Origin of the sequence: Streptomyces sp. NPDC087263 (assembly GCF_044744645.1) — a bacterium.
Classification (GTDB): Bacteria; Actinomycetota; Actinomycetes; order Streptomycetales; family Streptomycetaceae; genus Streptomyces.
On sequence record NZ_JBIUYT010000005.1, the window covers coordinates 643,744 to 664,964 of the forward strand.

General features: G+C 70.6%; 19 protein-coding genes and 2 pseudogenes. 9 read left to right on the plus strand and 12 right to left on the minus strand.

Going from position 1 to position 21,221, the window contains the following annotated elements; genetic code table 11:
* Positions 1-18: 18 nt before the first annotated feature.
* Both ACIPC1_RS20020 and ACIPC1_RS20025 read left to right on the plus strand, forming a co-directional pair.
* Entirely contained in the window at positions 19-618 is a 600-nt protein-coding gene (locus ACIPC1_RS20020; protein ID WP_402518688.1) for a TetR/AcrR family transcriptional regulator, read from the plus strand.
* A 90-nt stretch (positions 619-708) separates the two neighbouring features.
* Positions 709-1,846, plus strand: a pseudogene (locus tag ACIPC1_RS20025) (MFS transporter); the annotation flags it as partial.
* A 35-nt stretch (positions 1,847-1,881) separates the two neighbouring features.
* Here the strand turns inward: ACIPC1_RS20025 and ACIPC1_RS20030 are convergent.
* Entirely contained in the window at positions 1,882-3,129 is a 1,248-nt protein-coding gene (locus ACIPC1_RS20030; protein WP_402518690.1) for an ROK family protein, read from the minus strand.
* A 63-nt stretch (positions 3,130-3,192) separates the two neighbouring features.
* Positions 3,193-3,837, minus strand: coding sequence for an alpha-ketoglutarate-dependent dioxygenase AlkB family protein (locus ACIPC1_RS20035; RefSeq protein ID WP_402518692.1), 645 nt, complete (start codon positions 3,835-3,837; stop codon positions 3,193-3,195).
* A gap of 66 nt (positions 3,838-3,903) precedes the next feature.
* Here ACIPC1_RS20035 and ACIPC1_RS20040 point away from each other — a divergent pair, with 66 nt between their 5' ends.
* On the plus strand, positions 3,904-5,037 hold the full coding sequence (locus ACIPC1_RS20040; RefSeq protein ID WP_384377151.1) for a methyltransferase: 1,134 nt from the start codon (positions 3,904-3,906) through the stop codon (positions 5,035-5,037).
* A 518-nt stretch (positions 5,038-5,555) separates the two neighbouring features.
* On the opposite strand, the gene ACIPC1_RS20045 is transcribed toward ACIPC1_RS20040, so the two are convergent.
* The gene (locus ACIPC1_RS20045) at positions 5,556-6,407 is read right to left on the minus strand and encodes a class II fructose-bisphosphate aldolase (protein WP_402518693.1); all 852 of its coding nucleotides are present in this window, start codon (positions 6,405-6,407) and stop codon (positions 5,556-5,558) included.
* Positions 6,408-6,440: 33 nt separating this feature from the next.
* Complete coding sequence (locus ACIPC1_RS20050) at positions 6,441-7,331, minus strand: SIS domain-containing protein (protein ID WP_402518695.1); 891 nt, start codon at positions 7,329-7,331, stop codon at positions 6,441-6,443.
* 121 nt (positions 7,332-7,452) lie between these two features.
* Here ACIPC1_RS20050 and ACIPC1_RS20055 point away from each other — a divergent pair, with 121 nt between their 5' ends.
* From ACIPC1_RS20055 to ACIPC1_RS20065, 3 genes are all read left to right on the plus strand, one after another.
* Positions 7,453-8,232, plus strand: a complete 780-nt coding sequence (locus tag ACIPC1_RS20055; protein WP_402518697.1) for a DeoR/GlpR family DNA-binding transcription regulator — start codon at positions 7,453-7,455, stop codon at positions 8,230-8,232.
* 168 nt (positions 8,233-8,400) lie between these two features.
* Complete coding sequence (locus ACIPC1_RS20060) at positions 8,401-9,207, plus strand: DUF427 domain-containing protein (protein WP_402518699.1); 807 nt, start codon at positions 8,401-8,403, stop codon at positions 9,205-9,207.
* Positions 9,208-9,335: 128 nt separating this feature from the next.
* Positions 9,336-10,865, plus strand: a complete 1,530-nt coding sequence (locus ACIPC1_RS20065; protein WP_402518701.1) for a metallophosphoesterase — start codon at positions 9,336-9,338, stop codon at positions 10,863-10,865.
* 64 nt (positions 10,866-10,929) lie between these two features.
* Here the strand turns inward: ACIPC1_RS20065 and ACIPC1_RS20070 are convergent, their stop codons facing one another.
* From ACIPC1_RS20070 to ACIPC1_RS20100, 7 genes are all read right to left on the minus strand, one after another.
* Positions 10,930-11,382, minus strand: coding sequence for a phospholipase (locus ACIPC1_RS20070; protein WP_384377169.1), 453 nt, complete (start codon positions 11,380-11,382; stop codon positions 10,930-10,932).
* 235 nt (positions 11,383-11,617) lie between these two features.
* A complete protein-coding gene (locus tag ACIPC1_RS20075; protein ID WP_402518703.1) occupies positions 11,618-12,283 on the minus strand; it encodes a hypothetical protein in 666 nt (221 codons plus the stop codon).
* A gap of 202 nt (positions 12,284-12,485) precedes the next feature.
* A complete protein-coding gene (locus ACIPC1_RS20080; protein WP_402518705.1) occupies positions 12,486-13,349 on the minus strand; it encodes a MurR/RpiR family transcriptional regulator in 864 nt (287 codons plus the stop codon).
* A gap of 196 nt (positions 13,350-13,545) precedes the next feature.
* Positions 13,546-14,466, minus strand: coding sequence for an ABC transporter substrate-binding protein (locus ACIPC1_RS20085; RefSeq protein ID WP_402518815.1), 921 nt, complete (start codon positions 14,464-14,466; stop codon positions 13,546-13,548).
* Positions 14,467-14,513: 47 nt separating this feature from the next.
* Positions 14,514-15,203 carry an ABC transporter permease gene (locus ACIPC1_RS20090; protein WP_384382310.1) on the minus strand — a complete coding sequence of 230 codons (690 nt, stop codon included), beginning with the start codon at positions 15,201-15,203 and terminating at the stop codon, positions 14,514-14,516.
* Entirely contained in the window at positions 15,200-15,865 is a 666-nt protein-coding gene (locus tag ACIPC1_RS20095; protein ID WP_402518708.1) for an ABC transporter permease, read from the minus strand. The genes ACIPC1_RS20090 and ACIPC1_RS20095 overlap by 4 nt, the downstream gene beginning before the upstream one ends.
* Positions 15,862-17,025 carry an ABC transporter ATP-binding protein gene (locus ACIPC1_RS20100; RefSeq protein ID WP_402518710.1) on the minus strand — a complete coding sequence of 388 codons (1,164 nt, stop codon included), beginning with the start codon at positions 17,023-17,025 and terminating at the stop codon, positions 15,862-15,864. Before ACIPC1_RS20100 ends, ACIPC1_RS20095 begins: the two co-directional genes overlap by 4 nt.
* 260 nt (positions 17,026-17,285) lie before the next feature.
* On the opposite strand from ACIPC1_RS20100, the gene ACIPC1_RS20105 reads away from it, so the two are divergent.
* Genes ACIPC1_RS20105 through ACIPC1_RS20115 form a run of 3 tightly spaced genes read left to right on the plus strand, consistent with a single transcriptional unit; the run spans position 17,286 to position 20,862 of the window.
* Positions 17,286-18,287 (plus strand): ornithine cyclodeaminase family protein, encoded by a 1,002-nt coding sequence (locus ACIPC1_RS20105; protein WP_402518712.1) that lies wholly within the window; start codon positions 17,286-17,288, stop codon positions 18,285-18,287.
* Positions 18,284-19,966, plus strand: coding sequence for a histidine ammonia-lyase (hutH, locus tag ACIPC1_RS20110; RefSeq protein WP_402518714.1), 1,683 nt, complete (start codon positions 18,284-18,286; stop codon positions 19,964-19,966). Before ACIPC1_RS20105 ends, hutH begins: the two co-directional genes overlap by 4 nt.
* Positions 19,963-20,862: an amidohydrolase family protein gene (locus tag ACIPC1_RS20115; protein ID WP_402518715.1), complete on the plus strand. Its 900-nt coding sequence runs from the start codon at positions 19,963-19,965 to the stop codon at positions 20,860-20,862. The genes hutH and ACIPC1_RS20115 overlap by 4 nt, the downstream gene beginning before the upstream one ends.
* On the opposite strand, the pseudogene ACIPC1_RS20120 reads toward ACIPC1_RS20115, so the two are convergent.
* Positions 20,846-21,202: pseudogene (locus ACIPC1_RS20120) on the minus strand (hypothetical protein). The gene ACIPC1_RS20115 and the pseudogene ACIPC1_RS20120 sit on opposite strands and share 17 nt — an antisense overlap.
* Positions 21,203-21,221 lie beyond the last annotated feature (19 nt).

A 21,221-nucleotide genomic window follows, 5' to 3' on the forward strand; every position in this document is an offset into this window, starting at 1 on the left:
CCATGCTACGGTTCCCGCATGGCCCGACCAAGGACGTTCGACGAGGACCGGGCCCTCGAAGCCGCGATGCGCACCTTCTGGGCGAATGGCTACGAGGGGACCTCGACCCAGGATCTGTGCGACGCCACGGGACTGGGGCGCAGCAGCATCTACAACACCTTCAACAGCAAGCACGAGCTGTTCAAGAGGGCGCTGGCTCGCTATATCGACGTCATGACGACGGCTCAGATCGAGCTCCTGGAGGATGCGGAGCGCCCACCCCTGGAGCGCATCCGGGCATACTTCGAGGGCGTCATCGACGGTGAGATCGAGAACCGGCCCGGGGGGCGCAGTCTGGGCTGCCTGACGGTCAACACGACGGTGGAGCTCGGCGGGCGCGACCCGGAGGCGGGCGCGATGCTCGAACGCGACCTGGCCCGGCGGATCGCGGCACTGCGGGCCACCATCCAGGAGGGGCAGCGCCACGGCGAGATCGCCTCGACGCGGGACGCCGACGCGCTTGCCCGCTTCATCAACGCCCTGATCGGCGGCCTGCGGGTGTCGGCACAGGGGGGCGCCGACCGCGCCGTACTGGAGTCCATCGCGGCGACAGCACTGGACGCACTGACCGCACACTGATCCCACCCACCCTCGCCTCTTCTTTCCCACGCCATTGTTTTGAACCAATCAATCCAAAACAACCCGAGACACAGAGGAGTACCCGAACACATGCCTCGCGCCGTATACGTCCTGGCACTCGGCATCTTCGCCATGGTGACGAGCGAGTTCGTCGTCGCCGGCCTGATGCCGCAACTGGCCGAGGGACTCGACGCCTCGATCCCAGAGATCGGTTACCTCATCACGGCCTTCGCCGTGGCCATGGCGGTGGGCGGGCCGTTCCTGACCGTGGCGGTGCTGAGGCTCCCTCAGAAGAACGCGCTGCTCCTGCTGTTCGGGATCTTTCTCGCGGGGAACGTACTGGCGGCGACCGCGTCCTCGTACGGCGCGATGATGACGGCCCGTGTCGTCACGGGTATCGCGTCCCAGGCCTTCTTCGGCGTCGGCATCTCCCTGTGTACCCAGCTCACCCGTCCCGAGCTACGCGGTCGGGCCATCGCCCTGGCCATGAACGGTTTGATGCTGGGCACGCTGCTGGGCCTGCCGCTCTCCACATTGATCGGTGAACGGCTGGGCTGGCGTGCGGCGTTCTGGGCCATTACCGCCCTGACGGTACTTGCCGCACTGTGCACCCTCGCCGGGGTGCCGCGCCTGGGGCGAGCCGTCGGCGACCCGGATCTGCGCCAGGAGCTCAAGTCCTTCCGCAGGCCCCGGCTGTGGCTGGCCTTGTCGACCAGCACGCTGGTCATCGGTGCCACCTTCTCCGCGTTCAGCTACTTCAACCCCATCCTCACCGAGGTCACCGGCTTCGGTAACGGGACCGTGCCACTGCTGCTCATCGCGTACGGCGCCGCCACCGTGCTGGGCAACACGGTGGTGGGGCGGCTCGCCGACCGGTACACCCTCGGCGTGCTGCTCATAGGTCTGGTACTCAACGCGGGCTTCCTGACCGGCTTTGCCCTGCTTGCCCGACTGCCCGTCCCCGCAGTGGTGTTCATGATGGGTATCGGCCTGGTCGGCGTCACCATGAATCCGGCGATGGTGACCCGCGTGCAGCGCGAGGGCAACGCGCGTCCTCTGGTCAACACGGTCCACTCGTCGTTCATCACGCTCGGCATCATCATCGCGACGTCGCTGGGCGGCCCACTGATCGGTGCCTTCGGGCTGCGCGCGCCGTTGTGGCTCGGCGCGTGCATGGCCCTGCTCGGGATCACGACGGTCCTGCCGGTCCTGGCCCGCCGTACCGAGCCGGCCCGCCTGCCCGAGTGCGCGGTGGAACCTGACCTAGTCTCCGGCCTCGGCCAACGCCCCCAACGGATCGTCCAGCACCGGCTGCCACGCCAACTCGGCTGCGCCGACGAGGCTGTTGTGGTCCAGGGTGCAGGCGAGGATGGGTACGCCGCCGCTCCGGCCCCAGAGACTTCGGGCGGCGACGACGGCGCGTAGGCGATCGGGGTCGGCGTCGAGGAGGGTGCGGTGCAGGCCGCCGAGGATGATGCGGTCCGGGTTCAGGATGTTGACCAGGCCGGCGAGGCCGAGGCCGAGGCGGTCGATCAGGGCTTCGGTGGCCAGGCGGATGGCCGGGTCGGCGTATTGGTGGCGGATCAGGTCGTTGGCCTGCTGGAGCAGCGACACCTCGGGGCCTGGATCGAGGCCGACCGCGGTGAGGAAGGCCAGCGGGTCCGCCTCGACGTCGAGACAGCCACGGCTGCCGCAGTGGCAGGGGCGGCCCTCCGGGTTGACGGTGAGGTGGCCGACTTCGAGAGCGAGCCCCGAACTGCCCGTGTGGAGGCGGCCGTCGAGCACGAGCGCGCCGCCGACACCCCGGTGTCCGGTGGCCACGCAGAGCAGGTCGCGGGCGCCGCGGCCCGCGCCGTGCCGGTGTTCCGCCAGGGCGGCGAGGTTCACGTCGTTGGCGGCGAACGCGGGCCCCAGGATTCCGGCCGCGCGCACCTTCTCGGCGAAGATCTGGCGCACCGGGGAGCCCGCGGGCCAGGCCAGGTGCAGCGGGTTGAGGGCGAGCCCTTCGGGTTCGGCGACGGCGGACGGCACGGCGAGGCCGGCGCCCACACAGCGCAGCCCCGTCTCGCGGAGCAGCTCCGCGCCGGCCTCGACGACGGAGCCGAGCACCTTGCCCGGATCGGCCTCGACCGTCTCGCAGCCGGGTGCGGTTGCGACGAGACGCCCGCCGAGACCGACCAGCGCGGCGCGGAATCCGTCGGCGTGCACCTGCGCGGCGAGTACGACCGGACCGTCCTCGGCGACCTCCAGACGGTGCGAGGGCCGGCCCTGCGAACCCGCCGCCGCTCCGGGCCGCGCGTCGACCCTGATCAGCCCCAGTGCCTCCAGCTCCGCGGCCACCGCGCCTGCGGTCGCCCGGGTGACGCCCAGCTCGGCGGTGAGTACGGCACGCGTCGGCGCACGTCCGGTGTGCACGAGCTCCAGCGCGGGGCCGAGCGCCCCGCGCCCCCGGTCCAGCCGCGCCCGCGTGTTCGCTTCCCCCGCCGCCCGGGGGCCCGCCTTGCCGTTCATGAGGGCGAGTCTCCCATGATCCGCTCCTGCGGGGGCCCGTCCTGTCGTCCAGGTCCTGTCGGCCTAGAGGCCACTCACCCGCAGCGTGATGTTCAGCCGTCCGGTAAGCCCCAACTCGGGCGGCGCCGTGTCCGCGTACACCCGCGGCACTCCGTGATAGGCGAGCCGGGACGCCCCGCCGAACACGAACAGGTCACCGCTGCGCAGTTCGACATCCGTGTACGGCCGGGTCCGCGTCGCGGTGTTCCCGAACCGGAAGACGCACGTGTCGCCCAGGCTCAGCGACACCACCGGCGCGTCCGACTTCTCGTCGCTGTCGCGGTGCATACCCATGCGTGCGTCGGCGTCGTAGAAGTTGATCAGTGCGACGTCGTACGCGGCGGTCGCGGCCCCGGCGCCGAGGGCATCCGTGACCGCGCGGCGGCCGAGGTCGTCCAGCCACCCCGGGAACGGCTTCACGGGGCTGTCGTCGCCGTCGACGACCGTGCGGGCGTAGCCGTACGGGTACCAGTGCCAGCCCAGACAGACCTGCCGGGCGGTCATCGTGCCGCCGCCGGGGGTGCGGACGGTGCGCAGGCCGGACGGTGGACGGGCCCAGGCACGGCACGCATCGAGAAGCTGCCTTTGACGGTCGGTATCCAGCCAGTCGGGCACGTGGACCGCGTCCGGAGCGGTCTCCGTACGGTGCCTGGGGAACAACATCGACATCGGCCTATCCTCGCCCACCGCGCTGAGCTGCGGCTCCGTTAGCCTTGACCCACGATGACCGACTCTATGGCTACACCCTGGGGCGAGTACGCACTCGCCCGTTTCCCCGAGGACACCCGCGACCAGCTGCGCGCATGGGACGCCGCCGACACATATCTGCTGCGGCATCTCGCGGAGAGCGGGACCCCTCTGTCGGGCTCGGTCGTGGTGGTCGGTGACCGGTGGGGCGCGCTCGCCACGGCGCTCTCGGCGCACCGGCCGACGCAGATCACCGACTCCTTCCTCGCCCGCGAGGCGACGCGGGCGAACCTGGCGCGGGCCGGTGTCGAGGAGTCCGCGGTGCCTCTCCTCACCACACAGGACACGCCTCCCGACCGCATCGACGTGCTGGTCGTCCGGGTGCCGAAGAGCCTCGGGCTCCTGGAGGACCAGCTGCACCGGCTGGCGCCCGGCGTGCACGAGGGGACGGTCGTCGTCGGCACGGGGATGGTCAAGGAGATCCACACCTCGACGCTGCACCTCTTCGAGCGGATCCTCGGCCCGACCCGCACCTCGCTGGCCGAGAAGAAGGCCCGGCTCATCTTCTGTACGCCGTTCCCCGGGATCGCCCGGAACTCCAACCCGTGGCCGTACAGCTACGAGCTCCCCGACGGTGTCGGTACGGTCTCCGGCCGGACCGTGATCAACCACGCGGGCGTCTTCTGCGCCGACCGTCTCGACGTCGGCACCCGGTTCCTCCTCCAGCACATGCCCCGCAGCCGCGGTCCCGAGCGCATCGCGGACCTGGGATGCGGCAACGGAGTCGTGGGTACGGCGGCCGCGCTGGCCAATCCCGAGGCGGAGGTGCTGTTCGTGGACGAGTCGTACCAGGCGGTGGCCTCGGCACGGGAGACGTTCGCCGCGAACGTCGAGGGCACGAAGGCGGAGTTCCGCGTCGGTGACGGGCTGACGGACTTCGCCGACGGCAGCGTCGATCTCGTACTCAACAATCCGCCGTTCCACTCGCACCAGGCGACGACGGACGCCACGGCCTGGCGGATGTTCACGGACGCGCGCCGCGCGCTGCGGCCGGGTGGCGAACTGTGGGTGATCGGCAACCGCCACCTCGGGTATCACCTGAAGCTGCGCCGCCTCTTCGGCAACAGTGAACTCATGGCCAGCGACGCGAAGTTCGTGGTTCTTCGGGCGGTCAAGAAGTAGCTCCCCGCAGCGTTCGGGGCGAGGCCCCGAGTTCTCTGCGGCAGGCCTTGTTGAAGGCCCGTAGGTCCGGGATGCGGACGGACGCGGCGGCCACCGCAGGGATGGAGAGCGCAGAGGTGTTCGGAGCGGCTCCGGCATAGGTGGCGGGCCGTGGTGCCGAGCGGTACGAGGCCCACGCGGCCGGGGCGGATGACGTGGGCCGTGCCGTCGACGGTCGGCTCGGCCTCGTGCTGGTTGAGGTGCAGTTGCCACAGCTCGGGCAGCCGGAAGCCGTAAGACGTCCGTGCGTCGCGCGACACCGTGCACGCCGACGCCGATGTCCACGACGACGGCGGGCGGCTCGCCGAGGTGAATCAGCGTCTCCCTCATAGGGAGAAACCAGCGGTGGACATGGGGGTCCCGTGCCCTCGCGACCGAGGTCCGCGGCCTTCATAAGGGGGGTGCCGCCCTCGCGAGCGAGGTCCCCACGCCCTCGCGAAGGCACCCTTCCTGCGTCGGAGCGCGGCTTCCTGACGTCGTCACTCGCGCAGTACCCCGATGAGCCGCGCCACCGCCCCCGTCATCGCCGCCCGCCCCACGCCAAGGTACTCGCGCGAGTCCACGGCCGACGGGTGGGCGGCGAGGAACTTCCGTATGGCGCCGGTCATGGCGAGGTTCAGGGCCGTTCCGACGTTGACCTTGGCGATGCCGCCCGCGACGGCCGCCGCCAGCTGTTCGTCCAGCACGCCGGAGGAGCCGTGCAGGACGAGCGGTACGTCCAGTGCCGCGGTCAGACGCTTGAGCAGGTCGTGGTCGAGGAGCGCGGTGCGGGTGGTCATCGCGTGCGAGCTGCCGATGGCGACGGCCAGGCCGTCCACGCCGGAGTCGGTGACAAAGGCGCGGGCCTCGGCGGGGTCGGTACGGGCGCCGGGCACGTGGGCGTCGAGCGGAGGCTCGCCGTTCTTGCCTCCGACCTGGCCCAACTCGGCCTCGATCCACAGCCCTTGGGCGTGTGCCCAGTCGGCGGCGGCCCGGGTGGCGGCGAGATTCTCTCCGTACGGCAGCCGGGCGGCGTCGTACATCACGGAGCTGAATCCGGCGCCGGCCGCCTGTCGCAGCAGCTGGTCGCTCTGGACGTGGTCAAGGTGCAACGCGACGGGGACGCGGGCGCGTTCGGCAGCGGCGGTCGCGGCGCGGGCCAGCGGGAGGAGCCGCCCGTAGCGGAACTTGACGGCGTTCTCGCTGACTTGAAGGACGACCGGCGCGTCCACGGACTCGGCGCCCGCGATGACGGCCTCGACGTGTTCCAGGGTGATGACGTTGAACGCGGCGACCGCGGTCCGCGCCCCGGCGGCCGCGAGGACCAGTTCACCGGTTGCTGCGAGTGGCACAACTCCTCCTTCTCAGTGGGCGGTTGAGCCGACTCAGCCAGACACCCGGGTGAGGATCACCGAGCGGGTGAGATGGCGCGGCCGGTCCGGGTTCAGCCCGCGGGCCGTGGCGACCGCGACCGCCAGCCGCTGGGCGCGGACGAGTTCGGCGAGCGGGTCGAGTTCGCCCGCCACCCACAACCCGCCGGTGGCCCGGACCTGTTCGGCCAGACCTTCGGGCGCCCGGCCGAGCATCCAGGTGGCGGTCCCGTACGTGGTGACGCTGATGGGGCCGTGCCGGTACTCCATCGCCGGGTAGGACTCGGTCCAGGCCAGTGCGGCCTCGCGCAACTTGAGCCCGGCCTCGTTGGCGAGCCCGACGGTCCAGCCACGGCCGAGGAAGGTGAACTGCCGACAGCCGACGAGCCCTTCGGGCAGCGGTTGCCCGAGGGCGGTACGGGCGTCGGCGACGACGGCGTCCGTGTGGAGACCGAGGTGGGCGCGGAGCAGGGTGAGCGCCGTGGTCGCGAACCGGGTCTGCACGACGGACTGTTCGTCCGCGAAGCCGAGCACCACGACCTCGTCCGCGGAGTCCACGACGGGCGTGTGCGGATCGGCGGTGATCGCTGTCGTGCGCGTGCGGCCCTTCAGATTCCCGAGGAGTTCGAGCACCTCGGTGGTCGTGCCGGACCGGGTGAGGGCGACCACCCGGTCGTACGAGCGGGCATCCGGGAACTCCGACGCGGCGAAGGCGTCCGTCTCACCCTGGCCCGAGCGTTCACGCAGCGCGGCGACGGCCTGTGCCATGAAGAACGAGGTACCGCACCCCACGATCGCGACCCGCTCCCCCGCCACGGGCAGTGCGGCAGCATGTGCCGCGGCCTGCTCGGCGGCGCGGGTCCAGCACTCGGGCTGACTGTTGAGCTCGTCCTCGACATGGGTCATGCCACACCCTCCCAGTGATGCTTGTTTGTGCAAGATATAGCGAGTTTTCGAGCATGAACAAGCATTCTGCCACAGGAAAGGTGCGCTAGGGTCGCGGAAGATCGAGGAACGGAGTGTGCGGATGTCGCGCGACGCCCGCTGGAAGGCGCTGCTGGAACTGCTCGTGGAGCGGGGCCGGCTGGATGTCGAGGACGTCGCGACCGAGCTGGCGGTGTCGGCCGCGACGATCCGGCGCGACTTCGACCAGCTCGCCGAGCAGCAGATGCTCATCCGCACCCGCGGCGGCGCGGTCGTGCACGGGGTTTCGTACGAACTGCCGTTGCGCTACAAGACCGCCCGCCACGCCTCCGAGAAACAGCGCATCGCGAAGGCGGTGGCCGGCCTCGTCACGCTCGGCGAGGCGGTGGGTCTGACCGGTGGCACGACCACCACCGAGGTGGCGCGCGCTCTCGCGGTGCACCCCGATCTCGCGTCCGGTTCACCCGCGCTGACGGTGGTCACGAACGCGCTCAACATCGCCAACGAGCTTGCCGTGCGCCCCCAGTTCAAGATCGTGGTGACCGGCGGGGTCGCACGCCCGCAGTCCTACGAGCTGATCGGCCCCCTCGCCGACGGCGTGCTCGGCCAGATCACCCTCGACGTCGCCGTCCTCGGCGTGGTCGCCTTCGACGTCACGCACGGCGCGGCCGCCCACGACGAGGCGGAGGCCGCGATCAACCGGCTGCTCTGCGAGCGGGCCGAGCGCGTGATCGTCGCCGCCGACTCCAGCAAGCTGGGCCGGCGCGCCTTCGCCAGGATCTGCGCGGCCGAGTCGGTGGACACGCTGGTGACGGACACGGCGGTGAGCGAGGACGTGGTGCGGGGGTTCGAGGAGGCGGGGGTCCGGGTCATCGCCGTTTGACCGCCGTAGTCGGCTGTCGACGACTCACGCCCGACCGCTGCAACCCGCCGACGGTCGCTTGATGATCGGCTCGCGGTGGGAGGCGTACGTCGGGACACTGCTCTCGGAGGTGCCGGGCTTGTACCGCCGGGCACCTGCGGGTCCCAACCAACCGAGGGAGACCGGACGATGAGTGCATTCCCCACCGCGCAGTCGGTACGGACCACGCCGGAGGGCCTCCGCTGGGAGCCCAGCGAACGCTGGGTGCGCGGCCGCAAGGGCGACGTCACGGTCGTCGACAGCCGGCACCCCGTCCTCGTGTGGGAGCCCGCACTGCCCGTTCCGACGTACGCCTTCCCCCGCGAGGAGGTCCGCGAGGACCTGCTCCGCCCGGCGAAGAACCCCCGGACGGGCACGCACACGGGGTCTCGGATCTTCTACGACCTCGAGGTCGACGGCGAGCTGGTGGAGGACGCGGCCTGGACCTTCCCCGGCGACGACCTGGCCGGGCACATCGCCTTCGAGTGGTTCCAGCGCAACGGCAGGGGGCTCGACCACTGGTACGAGGAGGAGGAAGAGATCTTCGTCCATCCCCGGGACCCGCACAAGCGGGTGGACGCCCTGCCGAGCAGCCGCCATGTCCGGGTCGAGATCGACGGCACGGTCGTCGCGGACACCAGGCGCCCGGTGCTGCTCTTCGAGACGGGCCTGCCGGTGCGCTACTACGTGCCGCGTGAGGACGTACGCCTCGACCTCCTCGTCCCGACCGGCCACAGCACCGCGTGCCCCTACAAGGGAACGGCCGAGTACTGGTCGTGGCGGGGCGACGCCGACGTGCCCGCGAACCTCGTCTGGAGCTACCCGGACCCGCTGCCCGCGGTGGCCACCGTCACAGGGCTCCTCGCTTTCTACAACGAGGCGGTGGACATTACGGTGGACGGAGAGCGCGTGGAGCGCCCCGTCACTCCGTTCAGCAAAACGTTGTCGACGAGCTGACCGCCGGTCACTGGACCGGCCGGTTCCACCCACGTCGAGCCGCGCCCGGACGGAGATGTCGCGTGCACTACCTGGTGCCGCCGTCGGCAACACTGCCGGCGTTCACTGCGCGGGGGCACGCAGGGGGCATGCGCTGTTGCCTGTCCGCTCCCCTCGCGTCCCTGTCCGCTCTGGCCGCCCTCCCCGCTCCGTACGAAGTCCTGCGATCCGGCGTCCTGCTCGCCCCCTCGCTGCTGCGGGCCGCCCTGCACGGCCCGGCACACCAGAGCAGTCTCCATCCCCCCGACGTCCTTGCCGCCGTCCACCTGGAACTGGTCACCCTGACCGAGGACAGCGCCGTCATCACCTGGCACACCGGAATACCCGGCACCAACGACGGGACGGGCCACATGCTCCCCGCGGTCACGGAGGGCGAGGTCGTCTACGGCACTCACCCCACCCGGCTGAACCGCAGCGCAGCGGAGGCCCGCCCCACCGCGCACCACCATGTGGAGCTCACGGGCCTGGAGCCGGGGCAGACGTACTACTACCAGGCCCGCTCCCGGGGCGTGGCCGCCACCCCCACCTCGCTGCACCTGATCCGCGGCAACGCCGTCGGCACCAACCGCTACGGACTGGGGACGCGCGGAGGCCCGTACTCCTTCACCACCCCGCAGCCCCCACCCGGGCAGCACCTGCTGACGATCGCCCTCTGCAACGACCTGCACGTCGGGGAGACCACCTCCGGTCTGGTCGGCGGCGTGCCCCTGATGCGCGGGGTGTCGCAGGAGGCGGGGCTCGCGCCGTATCCGGAGATCATGAGCCGGGCGGTGGTGGAGGAGGCCCGGCGGCGCGGGGCGGACGTACTGCTGGCCGCCGGGGACATATCGGCGGGGGGCGCACCGCGGGACCTGGCCGAGGCCAAGAGGATCCTGGACGGGTTCGGCGCGCACGGGCGGGACTACTTCGTCGTACGGGGGAACCACGACCGTCCCCGGCCCGGCCACGAGGACGCGGACGCCTTCCGGACGGGGTTCCTCGGCGGCGGGGCGCCCTCGTACTTCACCCACGACCTCGGCGGGCTGCGGATCGTCGGGCTCGACACGTATCTGAAGGAGGGCAACGGCTCCGACGCCGGCGGGCTCGGCGCCGAGCAACTGTCCTGGTTCCGGGCCCGGTTGAAGGAAGAATCGGATCGGCCCACCGTGGTGTTCGGCCACCATCCGCTGACCGTACGGGACTCCGTCTTTCCGGTGACCAGGGGGCAGCAGCTCGGCCGACGCCAGGCCCGGGCCGTCCTCGACGCCTACGCCGACGCCCCCGGCGTCTTCCTCCACCACGCGGGGCACACCCACCGCAACAAGCGGACCGTCCTGCCGCAGGCTCCGCACGTCACCTTGCAGGAGGTCAGCGCCGTCAAGGACTATCCCGGCGGTTTCTGTCTGCTCCGGATCCACTCCGGCGGATTCGCCCTGAACCACTACAAGTCCAGCAGCACGGCGGCCCGCGAGTGGGGCGAGCGCAGTCGCCGGGTGGCAGCCGGGTTGTGGCCGCACCATGCGCTGGGCCGCTCGGTCGCCGACCGCAACAGTGTCACCGCCCACGACCTGTCCGGCGTCACCCGCCCGGCGCCCCGAACGGCCTTCCAGGACACACCTGGTGAGCCGGTGGCGGGCTGAACGGGGGGACGACGAGGGCGGGACGCCGCATGCGCGGCGCCCCGTTTCTCCTCGGCCGACGGTCTCAGCCGAACACCTTGACCGCCTGGTAGTACGTCCACGCCGTACCGTCGCAGGATGTCTTCGTCGCCCCGCTGTAGTTGAGGCAGACGCGCTCGAGGTCTTCGTAGAAGGCGCTGTCGAGGCGCGACTTGTTGGCGTCGAAGGTGCCCGCGGCCTTGTAGTTGCGGTAGCCGAAGTCGTGGCGGGCGCAGGACGTGGAGAAGGGGAAGCCGAACGGGTTGTCCGGCGAGGACGAGCAGTAGTCGGTGGACCAGTCGAACGCGTACGCGGACCACGCGGCCTGGTTCGCGCGGGCGGCGTTCCAGGTGTTGTAGCTCGACGCACTGGTCTGGGTCCAGTTCGAGAGGACCTGGGTCTTGTCTGCGGGAACTGCGTCGGCCGCCGTGGCGGTACCGACGACGGTGATCAGGGCGAGAGTTGAGGCGGCAAGGCCGGCGGCGAGTCTGCGGTGCATCCCACACCTCCACGAGGCGACGACCCGTCCATCGGGCCGCAGGTTCATGACAAGAGGATCGCCATTATGGCTGTGCCTTCACACCTCGGATCCCTTAATGACCCATTAACTTTCGGCTGTGCCAGGGGATCGGACCATGAACCGGGCGGGAGGTACCGCGAGTTCTCGCCGTCGGACGAAGAGTGGCGGGGTGCGGAGGCTGTTCCTCCACACCCCGCCACTCACACCGCCACCGCTACGAAACGGTCGCCGGGCTGCCGGCGGCGGGCAGTGCCGGAAGCGCGGGCAGCGCGGACGTCGCGCCGCCCAGGAGCCCGGTGACCAGGCCGAGCACCGGCGACAGCAAGCCGGTGACCGCGCCGAGCACCGCGCCCAGGTCGAGCGAGGTCAGCGCCTTGACCAGGCTGTCGATCGCCGCCTGGAGCTGGGCCACCAGATCGGAGACCGGGTCGGCTGCGGCCGCCCCGGCCCGATCCGTCGTGTTCGAAGTGACGCCGGCCCGATCCGTCGTGTTCGAAGTGACGCCGGCTCGGTCCGTCGTGTTCGAGGTGATGCCGGCCCGGTCCTTCAGCCGCTGCTGGAGCGAGGCGTTCGCCGTCTCCACCGCTGTCGCGAGACCGGCCGCCTCGACCGCGCCGAGAGGGCCGGCGGGCCGTGCGGTGAGGGTGGACAGCACGTCCAGCAGAGGGTCGAGCAGGTCGTCGTGGTGGTTCACCCTGTCCAGTACGTCAAGCCGTTCCAGTACCGCGTCCGCCTCGGCGGAGGACCATGCCGCGGCGGCACCGCCCGGAGCCGTCCGGGAAACGTCGACAGCGGCAGCGGCGGTGCCGAGCGGACCGAAGACCAGAGCGGCGCAGACCAGAGGTGACAGGAGGAGTCCGCGGGAAACAAGGGCACGCATGCACAGTCCTTTCGAGAGCTGCAGTTCCTGGGGCCACCGTGGGAACCACCGCTCCTTCCCGCAACCGATCATGTATCCGCCATTCGGCCCCCGTGCTTCGCCGACAAGGCGCTGACCAGCATTTTCCGCCCGCATGATGCGGCTGCCGATACCTCGACGGCATTCGGCTGTCAGGGGACTGACGCATCGCCAGGTGGATCGTTCAGTCGACGAACAGCCCTCGCGCCGCCGCCCGTGCGTCGAACTCCTCCAGGCGGACCTGAGCGTCCGGCAGACCGTCGCACATCACCTCCAGGAGTACCTGGCCCAGCAGCATGGGAGCGCTCACCGTGTCGAAGACCAGGCCGGTGCCCACGGCGGCCGGGAGGAGCAGGTCGCTGTGCGCGGCCACCGGGGCGAACGTGCCGTCGGCGATCGTCACCACGGTCAGTCCGGTGGCACGGGCGTGGCCGAGCGCGTCCAGGAGCTCGCGCGGATGACGCGGCAGCGCGAAGCACAGGAGTGCGCTCGCCCCGGCGTGCCGGGCGGTGTCGATGCGGTCGGCGAGCAAGGACCCGCCCTCGTCGAGCAGTCGTACGTCGGGATGCACCTTCGCGGCGAAGTAGGCGAAGCCGCGAGCCTGGGCGGCGGAGGCGCGCAGCCCGAGTACCGGCAGCGGGCGCGAGGCGGCGAGCAGCCGGCCCGCGCGTTCCACCGGCCCGGTGTCGGCGAGCAGGGAGGCCAGCTGCCGCAGGTTGTCGATCTCGGCCTGTACCGCCTGCTGGTACTGGTTGCTCGGCCGCCCGTCCACGGCGACAGCGGCGGGTGCGACTTCCCGCAGATGTCTGCGCAGTGCCGGGTATCCGTCGAAGCCGAGGGCGACCGCGAAGCGGGTCACCGACGGCTGGCTCACCCCGGCCAGTTGGGCCAGCTCCACGCTCGACAGGAAGGGCACGGCCGCCGCCTGCCGGACCAGGCAGTGCGCGATGCGGCGCTGCGTGGGGGTGAGCCGACGCCCCTCGAAGAGCTGGTGCAGCCGGGTGGAGGCGCCGGGTGTGCCGGCCTCGTCGACATCGCTCTCGCTCATCTCGATCCCCCAGCCGGTCCGGTCGCACGCAACTCCTCGTCAGCCCGTTGCACGCATCCCCTCGTTCCTGCCTGGCTCTCGGTGCCGCCCGGTGGGACTCACGGCCGGGCGGGCGGTGGCCGGGTGGTCGGACCCACGGCCGGTACCGCCCGCTCCGGGCCGGCATGCCCCAGGAACGGTCCGGGGACCATCTCGGTCAGCTGACGAGGCCGACCTGAGTCAGCCACTCCTTGGCCACGGTGCTGGCGTCCTCCTTGTCGTTGACGAGCTTCTTCATCATCTCCAGCAGGTCCTCGGTGGTGAGCTTGGCCGAGACTCCGTTGAGCGCCGCCTTGGCGGTGTCGTTGACCGCGGACTTGTAGACCAGGGGCGTGATGTTCTGCGAGGAGAACAGGTTCTTCGGGTCCTCAAGCACCACCAGCTTGTCCTCGACGATGGCGGGATCGGTGGTGTAGAGGTTGGCGGCCTGGACCGTGTTCTTCTTCAGCAGGTCGAGCAGGGTGCTCTGGGCACCCGCGTCCAGCGGCTGGAACTTCCCGAACTCCACGCCGTAGATCGTCTTCAGACCGACCGCACCCTGCGTGCGGGTCTTGAACTCGGAGCCGGCGCCGATGGTCATGTCGCCCGCAACGGGCTTGAGGTCGGCGAGCGTCTTGAGGTTGTACTTCTCGGCGGTCTCGGAGGTGACCGTGACCGAGTCCTTGTCCTCGGCCGCGGCGGAGTCGAGTATCTCCACCGACGAGGGGAGTTTCGCCTTCAGCTGGGTGTTGATGTCCGCGGTGCTGGTCGCGGTGCTCTCCTTGTCGACCGCGACGGCCAGCAGCGCGCCGTTGTACTCGGGGAAGACACTGATGCCGCCCTTGACGATCTGGTCGTAGTAGACCTCGCGGGCCCCGATGTCGAACTTACGGGTCACCTTCAGGTCCTTGGCCTCCAGGGCCTGGGCGTAGATCTCGGCGAGCAGCTGGTTCTCGGGGAAGTTCGCCGAGCCGACGACCAGGGCCTTGCTGTCGCTGTCGCCGCTGCTCCCCGTCAGCGGGTTCGCGTCGCTGTCGCTGCCGCCGCAGGCGCTCAGGGACAGCGCGGCGATCAGGCCGAACGCAGCGCCACGGATCATGCTTCTCATGGGTTTTTCCTCTCTCAAGAGCCCTGGAGCTCAGAAACTCATGACTTTGCTGCCGGGCCCTGAAGTCCCGGCGAGACGATGACGCGCCGCAGCGCGGTGAAGAGAACCTGGACGAGGAGAGCCAGCACGACGACGACGGTGGAGCCGCCGATGACCAGTTCGTAGTCGTTGCGGGCGAGCCCGTCGACGATGAAGCGGCCCAGGCCCCCAAGACCGGGATAGGCGGCGATGGTTGCGGTGGCCACGACCTGGATCGCGGCGACCCGCAGCCCGAGCAGGATAAGCGGCAGCGCCATCGGCACCTCCACCCGCACCAGTACCTCCCACTCGGTCATGCCCACCCCGCGTGCGGCATCCCGGGTGTCGGCGTCCACACCGCGGACGCCTTCGAAGGTGTTGATGAGGATCGGCGGGACCGCCAGCGCGACCAGGGCGACCAGGACGGGCGTGGTGCTGAGTCCGGCGAGCGTGACGACGAGCACCACCAGGCCGAAGGTGGGGATCGCCCGCGCCAGGTTCGCGACACTGGCGACGGCGAAGGCCCCACGGCCGGTGTGTCCGACCAGGAGCCCGAAGGTGAGCCCGATCAGGGTGGCGAACAGCAGCGAGATGCCGCTGTAGGTGAGGTGTTCCAGGAGACGCTGGGGGATTCCGTCGTCGCCGTGCCACTGCTGCGAGGACGTCAACCAGTCGCCCACCAGCTGGAGTTGGTTCACCAGGTCGTTCATGCCGCCGCCCCCTTGCCCCGGGCCCAGGGTGTGAGCAGCCGCTGCGCGAGGACCAGCACCGCGTCGGTGACGAGCGCGAGCAGCATGATCAGGACGATCGCGGTGATGATCGGGGTCGGGAAGTCGAGCTGCAGGCCCCGGATGATGTAGAAGCCGAGACCGCCCTGCCCGATCAACTGCCCCACGGCGACGAGGCTGATGGACGAGACGGCGGCGACGCGTACACCGGCCACGACGACCGGAACGGCGATCGGCAGTTCGACCTGGACGACACGGCGCACCGTGCTGAATCCCATCGCGGTGGCCGCCTGCCTGACCGGTTCGGGAACCGAGGCGAGTCCGTCCACGACGTTGGGCACGAGGACCGACAGCGTGTAGAGCGTCAGCGGGATCATCACCGTGCGTTCGGTGAGCCCCGTATAACGGACGAAGATCATGAACATGGCCAGGGACGGGATCGCGTACACCACGTTGGTCACGGTCAGAATCGGTGGGTACAGCCATCGCCAGCGATGACAGAGGATGCCGAGCGGCACCGAGATGATCAGGCCGAACAGCACCGGCAGCAGGCCCAGTTGCAGATGGACACCGGTGTAGTGGGCCAGTTCGTCGACATGATCTCCGATCCAGTCCCACCGGACCAGGGGCTCCCCGTCACTCATCGTTCACCCCCGGCCGTCTTCGCCGCGGCGGTCTCTCCCGCGGCCGACTGGTCCCCGGCCTCGCCCCCGGCCGTGTCCCCGGCCATCGCCGCGGACAGCTCGTAGGCGTCCGCGACGCCGATGACCGCGCCCTGTCCGTCCACGCCCACCGCGAGCCGGGAGGGCGACAGGAGCGCCGCGTCGAGGGCGGCCCGCGCCGAGTCGCCGACAAGGCTGAACGTGTGGCCGAGCGGTGTCAAAGGTGCGTCCGCGAGCGTGCCGCCCTCCGGCAGCTCGGCGACCGCGGTCCAGCCGAGCGGTCGCCGGTCACCGTCGACGACGAGCACCCACGGGTCGGTGGCCGCCCGGGCCACCGCCACGGAAGAGCTCGCCGGCAGCACCGGACCGTCGCGCAGTGGCAGATCGGCCGCCTTGACGAAGGACAGTCGGCGGATACCGCGGTCCTGGCCCACGAAGTCGGCCACGAACTCGTCGGCGGGATGGGCGAGAAGACGCTCGGGGGTGTCGAACTGCGCGAGCTTGCCGCCGGTTCGGAACACCGCGATGTTGTCGCCGAGCTTGATCGCCTCGTCGATGTCATGGGTGACGAACACGATCGTCTTGTGGAGCTCCTTCTGCAGCCGGATGAACTCCGCCTGGAGCTCTCCCCGCACGATCGGGTCGACCGCGCTGAACGGCTCGTCCATCAGGAGGACCGGCGGGTCGGCACCCAGCGCCCTGGCGACCCCGACGCGCTGCTGCTGTCCGCCGGAGAGCTGGTACGGGTAGCGCTTGGCCATCTCGCCGGGCAGTCCCACCAGTTCAAGCAGTTCCGCAGCCCGCGCCCGCGCCTTCTTCCGGCTCCAGCCGAGCAGCAGCGGCACCGTGGCTATGTTGTCGAGGATGGTGCGGTGCGGGAACAGCCCGGCGTGCTGGATCACGTAACCGATGCCGCGGCGCAACTCCGGGGCGTTGACCTCCCGGATGTCCTGGCCCCGCAGGCTCACCGTGCCGGCTGTCGGCTCCACCATGCGGTTGACCATGCGCAGGGTCGTGGTCTTGCCGCAGCCTGAAGGACCCACCAGAACCGTGATGCCGCCCTCTTCCAGTTCCAGGGACAGCTCGTCCACGGCTGTCGTGCCGTTTGGATAGTTTTTGCTTACCGCGTCGAACCTGATCAAGGCTGCCCCTTACCCCGACTGCATATGGTCATGCAGAGTTGCCCGTGACTGAATGGCAGTCAATGCTCTTTCGTAAACGGCGCGTTACGTTCCTGCGAAGGCGAGACCGGAGCTCGCGAAATGTGCCGATTGATGACTCCATATACCTTTCCATGTAAACCACATCCACCCCGACAGTTGTCGTCGACGGTCACGTCTCGGCCACACCGCCCGCGTCGCGCCGTCCCCCATCAGCCATCCCCCAGGCAGGGAGCCACCCCATGGAACCGGTCCGGTTCACTTTCCTGAACGGCTCGGACATCGAGCAGCTGGAGCTGTCCGACACCGAGGTGCTCGACGCCGTCGAGCAGGGGCTACGCGCCCAGGGCCGCGGAGAGACGGTCATCGAACCGCGCGTCCACCTCACGCCCGATCCCGCGTTCAACGGCCACTTCAACGTCCTGCGCGGTTATGTCGCCCCGCTCGGGCTGGCCGGAGTCAAGATCGTAGGTGACTATGTCGACAACTACAAGGCCGGGCTGCCCTCCGAGATGGCGTTGCTCAACCTCTTCGACCCGCGCACCGGCATGCCGGTGGCCATCCTCGACGCCACCGCCATCACCGAGATGCGCACCGGCGCCCTCACCGCGCTGGGAGCACGCCATCTGGCCCGCCCGGACTCCAAGGTGCTCGGCCATATCGGCGCCCGCGCCACGTCGTACTGGAATGTCCGCCTGCTGGACCGGATCTTCGACCTCACCGAGATACGTGTCCACTCGCGCCGTCCCGAGAGCCGCAAGGCCTTCGCCGAGCGGCTGGAGCGCGACCTCGGCAAGCCCGTCATCGTGACCGAGGACTGGCGGACCTGTGTCGAAGGCGCGGACATCGTGGTGGAGGCCTCCAGGCTGGAGCGCCCGGAGCCACTGCTGAAGACCGAATGGATCACACCGGGGGCCCTGGTCGTGCCGTACGGAACGATGAGCGCGGTCGAACTCTCCCTCACCGACGTCATGGACAAGATCGTCGTCGACGACTGGGGCCAGTGCCGGTCCGGGCCGTTCGGTGCGCTGCGCGCCCACGTCGCGTCCGGCAGGCTCAGCGAGGAGACCCTGCACGGCGAGCTGTGCGAGATCATCGTTGGTGACAAGCCCGGCCGTGAACGCGCGGACGAGACAACGCTCTTCTGGCATCGCGGGCTCTCCCTCTCCGACATCGCGCTGGGCGCCGCGATGCTGGCGAAGGCCGAGGAGCGCGGCCTCGGCCAGAAGCTGCGGTTCTCATGACGGGCCCGCGTTCCGGTGACGCGATCGCAGCCGGCAAGGGGAGCCTCTCCGGTGATGCGATCACGTCCGACAGGCGGAGCCTCTCCGGTGACTCGGTCGCCGTCGACGGGCGGACGCTCTCCGACGGCTCGGCCGGCGCCGGCGAGCGGACATCCTCCGACGTCGTCGTCGACGGGCGGACGCTTTCCTACGACGACGTCGTCGCCGTCGCCCACCACGGCGCCCAAGTCACCCTGGCCGCCGACGTGTTCCCCCGGCTGGTCCGCGACCGTGCCGTCGTGGACGATGTCGTCGACCGCCAGGTGCCGACGTACGGCCTGACGACGGGGCTGGGCAACCGGTCGTCCTACGCCCTGCCGCGCGACGAACTCACGGAGTTCAGCGTCCGTACGGTCCGGGGCCGAGCCAACGGGATCGGTGATCCGCTGCCCGTCCCTGTCGTACGCGCCGCCCTGCTCGCCCGCGTGAACGGGATCGCCGGCGGCGGCAGCGGAGTGCGGCCGGAGATCCTGAGCCTGCTCGTCGCCCTGCTCAACTCACGTGTGCATCCGGTGATACCCGAGGTCGGGTCGATCGGCGCGTCCGACCTGTGCCAGATGGCCCATGTCGGTCTGGTCGTGATGGGCGAGGGCCGTGCCGAGTTCGACGGTGAGGTGCTCGACGGCGCCACGGCGCTGCGACGGGCCGGTCTCGCCCCGGCCGAACTGGGTCCGAAGGACGGCCATGTGCTGTGCAGCGCAAGCCCGTTGGCGGCGGGAAACGGCGCCCTCGCCCTCCACGAGACGGCCGCCGTCCTCACGTTGGCCCAGGCGGTCACCGCGCTGACCTTCGAGGGTTTCCGCGCCAACACCAGCCCGCTGGATGCCCGCGTGCTGGAATTGCGTCCGGCACCGGGACAGTCGCGGGCGGCGCGTGAGTTGCTCGCCCTGCTGGACGGCGGCGAGTTGGGCGATCCCCGGAACGCGCGGCGGGTCCAGGATCCCGTCAGCCTGCGCTGCGCGGCCCAGGTGCACGGCGCTCTGTACGCCGCACTGGACTTCGCCGTCGCCGCGCTGGACCCGGAGCTCAACGGCTGCGGTGACAATCCGGTGGTGCTGGCCGACACCGGAGAGATCCTCTCGTCCGGAAACTTCCACACCCCCGCCCTGGCCCTCGCCTTCGACACCCTCGCGCTGGCCCTGACGCAGACCGCGGCGATCTCCGCGGAACGCATGCGGCGGCTGCTCAACCCGGCCGTCAGCGGACTGCCCGCGAACCTCACGTCGTACGGCCCGGAGCGCTCGGGTTTCGCCCCGCTGTCCAAGACGGCACAGGCGCTCGTCGCCGAGATCCGCATGCTGTCCGCGCCGGTGTCCACCGACCCCCGGCACGGCGCGGACGCCGTCGAGGACGACTCGACCAACGCGGCGCTCGGGGCAAGGCGGTTGACGACGATGCTCGTCCGGCTGCGTCAACTGCTCGCCGTGGAGGCCCTGGTGGCCACCCAGGCGGTGGACCTGGCCGCACCGACCACCCTCGGACGGGGACCGGGGCTCCTGCACCGCGCGGTCCGTAACATCGTCCCCCCGCTGGACGACGACCGGCCCTGTGGAGTGGACGTGGAACGCGTGAGCAGCGACGTGCTGGGGTCCGCCGATGTCCGAAGCGCCTTGCGCGCCATGGCAGGGGGAGCGTCGTGACCAATATCGACGTGCACCAGCATCTGTGGAGCAGCTCGTTCGTGGCGGCCCTGCGGGCGCGCGACAGGCCGCCGTTCCTCGACGGATGGACGCTGTACGTCGAGGGCGAGCCGCCCTACGAGGTCTCCCCCGCCGACCATGACGTGGCCCGGCGTACGGAACTCGCCGCCGCCGACGGCCTGGGCCTGGCGCTCGTCTCGCTGTCCGCCCCGCTCGGTGTGGAGTGGCTGCCCGCCGAGGAGGCACGGCCTCTGCTCGACGCCTACCACGAGGACGCGGCCGGGTTGCCCGAACCGTTCGGTGCCTGGGCCGCCGCCTGCGTCCGGGACATCGACGCCGACGCGACGGCCGCCGTACTCGACCGGGGGTTCGCCGGGCTACAGCTGCCGGCGAACGCCCTTGCCGACGCGGCCGGTTATGCGCGGTGTGCCCCGCTGCTCGACCTGGTCGAAGCGCGCGGCCTCCCGCTGTTCGTCCACCCGGGGCCCGCGTCCGGCGAATCCTCGGCGCCCGGCTGGTGGCCCGCGCTGGTCCCCTACGTCCAGCAGATGCACGCCGCCTGGTTCGCCTTCCGGGCCTTCGGCCGGCCTCGCCATCCGCGGCTTCGGGTGTGCTTCGCGCTGCTGGCCGGGCTCGCCCCGCTGCACGGGGAGCGCATCGCGGCCCGGGGCGGTGGCCGGGACGAGGTGGATCCGGGCGTGTTCGTGGAGACGTCCTCGTACGGTCCGCGCGCTGTCGAGGCGATCGTCCGTGCCCTCGGTGCCGAAGCCGTCGTCCAGGGCACGGACCGGCCCTACGCGGAGCCGCCGCAACTCCCCGGCTTCGGACTGGGCGCAGGCGCGGAGCACGCCTTCCGGGTCGCCAATCCGTGGCGCCTGCTCACCGGAAAGGAGTGACCGAGCCCAGATCGAGGCCCGCCTCCCGAGCCTTGCCGGCGGCCTCCTCGTATCCGGCGTCGGCGTAGCGGGCCCCGCCCAGGGCGGGGTCGGTCCAGAACATCCGGCGGATCTTGCGTTCAGCGAAATCGGTGCCGTCCGCGACCAGGGTGAGGCCGGTGTGGATGCTCCGGCCCACCCCGACGCCGCCCGCGCTTCCGACGGATACCCAGGTCGCGCCCTACGCGGCGTTGAGCAGCGCGGCGAGGACGGGCCGGTCGGCGATCGCGTCGCTGCCGTCGAGCATCCCCTCGGTCTCCCGGGACGGCGAGGCGACGGGGTTTATGTGGATCCGGCCCAGGAGTCACCGGTGGGGGCCC